At 49.0% G+C, this 3,222-nt stretch carries 5 protein-coding genes; 1 reads left to right on the plus strand and 4 read right to left on the minus strand.

All coding sequences use genetic code 11. The features are described from left to right. A partial coding sequence (locus AAH187_RS19045) for an HIT family protein (RefSeq protein ID WP_342350071.1) occupies positions 1–345 on the plus strand: 345 nt, incomplete at its 5' end. A gap of 304 nt (positions 346–649) precedes the next feature. On the opposite strand, the gene AAH187_RS19050 is transcribed toward AAH187_RS19045, so the two are convergent. From AAH187_RS19050 to AAH187_RS19065, 4 genes are all read right to left on the minus strand, one after another. Continuing rightward, on the minus strand, positions 650–967 hold the full coding sequence (locus AAH187_RS19050) for a hypothetical protein (protein WP_342350072.1): 318 nt from the start codon (positions 965–967) through the stop codon (positions 650–652). Positions 968–1,405: 438 nt separating this feature from the next. Continuing rightward, a complete protein-coding gene (locus AAH187_RS19055) occupies positions 1,406–1,852 on the minus strand; it encodes a hypothetical protein (RefSeq protein WP_342350073.1) in 447 nt (148 codons plus the stop codon). Between the two features lie 198 nt (positions 1,853–2,050). Then, a complete protein-coding gene (locus tag AAH187_RS19060) occupies positions 2,051–2,437 on the minus strand; it encodes an SET domain-containing protein (RefSeq protein ID WP_342350074.1) in 387 nt (128 codons plus the stop codon). Positions 2,438–2,706: 269 nt separating this feature from the next. Next, on the minus strand, positions 2,707–3,222 hold a 516-nt coding region (locus AAH187_RS19065), incomplete at its 5' end, for a hypothetical protein (protein WP_342350075.1).

Raw genomic sequence — 3,222 nt, forward strand, 5'->3', positions numbered from 1 at the left:
GACCAGTTTTTTGCCGGCTGGACGGTGTTGGTGTTGAAGGAGCATGTTTCCGAACTGTTTGATTTGTCCAGTGTGGCGCGCGGCATGTTGATGGAGGAAGTCACCCACGTGGCGCAGACACTGGCGCAGGTGTTTGACGCGAAGAAGATCAACTATGAACTGCTCGGCAATCAGGTTCCTCATATACACTGGCATCTGATTCCAAGGCTCAAGACGGATCCTGATCCATTGAAACCGGTGTGGTGTGTGCCGCATGAGCCTGAACGGCTTCCCGCTGAAGAACTGGCCGAACGGGTTCACCTTCTTCGGTCGGCTTTGCGCATCAATCCCAACCAACCTGTCTAGTCTTCTCAGCCTTCTCAGTCAAATTTTTAGCTCACCTCACAGAGGTTTCCGTGATCCCCTGTTGTCCTTTCGCCTTCTGTCCCTTCGAAATCCTTGTTTGGGGCTGTTGAAAAAAGCCGCCAGCGGCGTTCTCATCATTTTTCCGTGCTCACGTACTGGAGGTACGCTCTGCGCGCAAAAATGACTGCGGCCTTGCTGGACGAACTTTTTTGAACCGCCCCGAGGCCTCTGATATGCAACGTGCCTGTGGGTCAATATGCCCTTGGAAATTATTATTATTCAACACTCCTTGTTTGGAAATCTGTTAGGAGGCTGCGGATTCAGGCTCCAGTGAATCGATGAGAAATTGCGGCCGCGCCGGGGGACTGGTTTCGAGCTGTCTATATTGGCAGGGAGGAATATCGTCCTTCAGTCGTCTCAGGAGGGTGGGAACTTTCATCTTGGGAGGAATATCGCACAGCCAGACATGCATGCCGGTTTCTAATTCTTCAAAGTGTCGTTTCAGAGTAAACCCTGGTTTTTCCATGAAATAGGCAGAAAGAAATCCTGTGATGCCCTGTATGACCCAGGAATGTTCTTTCACATATCGATAACTGACCCTGATCTCTACCACTTCAAGCATGTTTTGAATCCCCTATGGAGTGCGTTTCTTCTTTTGAACGGTCCTACCCTAACAATTATGTCGGCTATTGGGAAATTGCGGGAAATCATCGAGAGTTCTTCCGCTTCTGTGTTGCCAGATATGCTTTGCCTTGTACCTCTCCGTACCCGTTATGTCAGACTGTTATTATCGGGCATCCATCTTGATTTCTGTTTCTCCACTTGAGTCCCTAATAGCTAACGTCATTTACAAATGAATCCCCATATACTAAAGGCGGTGATGCCGGAAGGCTCTGTTACATAACCATCTTTGGGGTCGACGGAGGATGGGACCGTTTGAGGCATGCTGGAACTTTTCCCGGAGCAGGATAGGAAGCAGGAGTATGCCGGAGGGATAGCGAACGAGGGACGGATATGCACCTGGTCGTGAACAGATCCGCCCCCCACTCTCATTTAGAACTTAATCGTCTTTTTCGTCCTTGCCATGTTTGCCTTTTTTGTCACAATCTTTGCCATGCTTTTCTTTGTATTCCTTCATCTTTTCCTCTCGTTCTTCCTGCATTTCCTTCCATTTTTCCTTTTGTTCAGGAGTTAGTTCGGCTTCAATTTTGGCCATGGCCTGTTGGCGCATCCCTTTCATTTCTTGGTGAAGCCCCTCCATCTTCTGGTGCTTTTCCTCAATGATGGGGAGGATCTTGTCTTGCTGCTCTTTCGTAAGATCCAGCTTCTTCGTGAGTTTCTCCAGATGGGCTTTGGGATCATGCCCGTAACCATGGCCGTCTCCATCCGCCCAGGCTGCTGCGCCAGACAGACTCAATGCGACGGTCAGCATGAAAAGCCCCATCATGCGCGAGACCGTTTGGATTGTTCCACCATGGATCATGCGGCGTTGACTTGTCCGATTCATTTCTACCTCCTGTGTGAAAACCAGTAATTGAATGGGTTAGTCTACTAGTATATCAAATGAAAGAGTGTCCCTGCTTTGCCTGACCCTATAGAAAGCAAAGAGTAAGGAAAAATCCTTAAAGCTGGTTTGTTAAATTGTTTGGTGGAACTCCTCATTTGACTGTTTAAGATCTTTTCGGAGGGAAAGCAGACGCGATTCTTAAATGAAACGCCTACAGTTGGTGCTCTGACAGGAACAGGGCAATTCCCCGTTGTGGTGTGAGTCGCCATAGTCGAGCGTGAGTTCGGTTCCAGCCTTTATGGGGTGCAAGGCATAAAATTCTGCCCGTTCTCCAATAATTCTCATAAAGGTATTGGGTGTGCAGGAATGGTTAATGAACCGGAATCCTGTTGTCTCTTCAGCTCCATCGATCGACTTCCCATTATTCACTTCGACAATGGCAATCCACTTTTGTGTTTTGGCGCGCCTTCGCCCCTCTCGTTGGGTGATGCGTTCCCCTTCATACTCACCGATTTTTTGTCTGGGTCGCAATGTCACCTTAGTGAATAGGCCACGGCCTTCAATGGCACTAGGTTTAACTTCCATCGGAACGGGCCATCTGGTTTTGCAGTTCGAAGCTTTAGTCGTTGGGGGCATGTGCAGATGACAACAATACGTTGAAAAATTTCTAGGGAAATGAAAATCCGGGAACTGTACAAAATGCGAAGTTGGTGAGGCAAGGATGCAGGAAAGATGAAGCGAAGGGAGAGACGGTATCTGTTTTCCGGCGAAAGTGATTCGGTCGATCGGCTGAACCGGCAATGGGTCTGATCATTGGTAGAGCCACCGGCGAGTTTACAGAGAATACATCAAGATCAATCACCGCCGAGGAACGCATCCTCATCATGTTCCGGCATGAGATCCTCTTCTTCCTCGATGCCTAATCCGCCTTGGAACGATTCCCGGATGGCGACCACGTGTTGATGCGATGGAGTGCCTTCAATCTTTTTCCCGAATTGTTCGAGGAATCGATCGCAGAGGTCCAGCCCAAGTTGAAAATATCGGGGCAGGGGGCCTTCCGTGACTTGTTGCCAGGTAATGTAAATGAGGAACTCCTGCAGGTGCTGAGCCTGTGGAAGCTGTGCTCCCAATTCCTGAAGGGTATCAAACGCACGCTTGGCTTGTGGCCCTTGATCGGTGGAAAATATCGCTTCCGTTTCCAAAATGTCCGATTCAAGATCCCCAAGTTCTCCTTGTTCCTCAGCTTGTTGAAGGGCGCGCATGGCAGCGATGGCTGGATCAAAATTCATGGGAAATGCCTTTGTCTGTGAAAATGAGATATCCGAACTTCGAGGAAGTGTAGCAGATCCCTGACAAGTTTGCGTATCCAA

Origin of the sequence: uncultured Nitrospira sp., from assembly GCA_902500695.1 — a bacterium.
Classification (GTDB): domain Bacteria; phylum Nitrospirota; class Nitrospiria; order Nitrospirales; family UBA8639; genus Nitrospira_E.

Coding starts and splice junctions, on each gene's coding strand:
- AAH187_RS19055 (WP_342350073.1), bottom strand. CDS start 1,852: ATGAATCGGACAAGTCAACGCCGCATGATCCATGGTGGAACAATCCAA.
- AAH187_RS19060 (WP_342350074.1), bottom strand. CDS start 2,437: ATGGAAGTTAAACCTAGTGCCATTGAAGGCCGTGGCCTATTCACTAAG.
- AAH187_RS19050 (WP_342350072.1), bottom strand. CDS start 967: ATGCTTGAAGTGGTAGAGATCAGGGTCAGTTATCGATATGTGAAAGAA.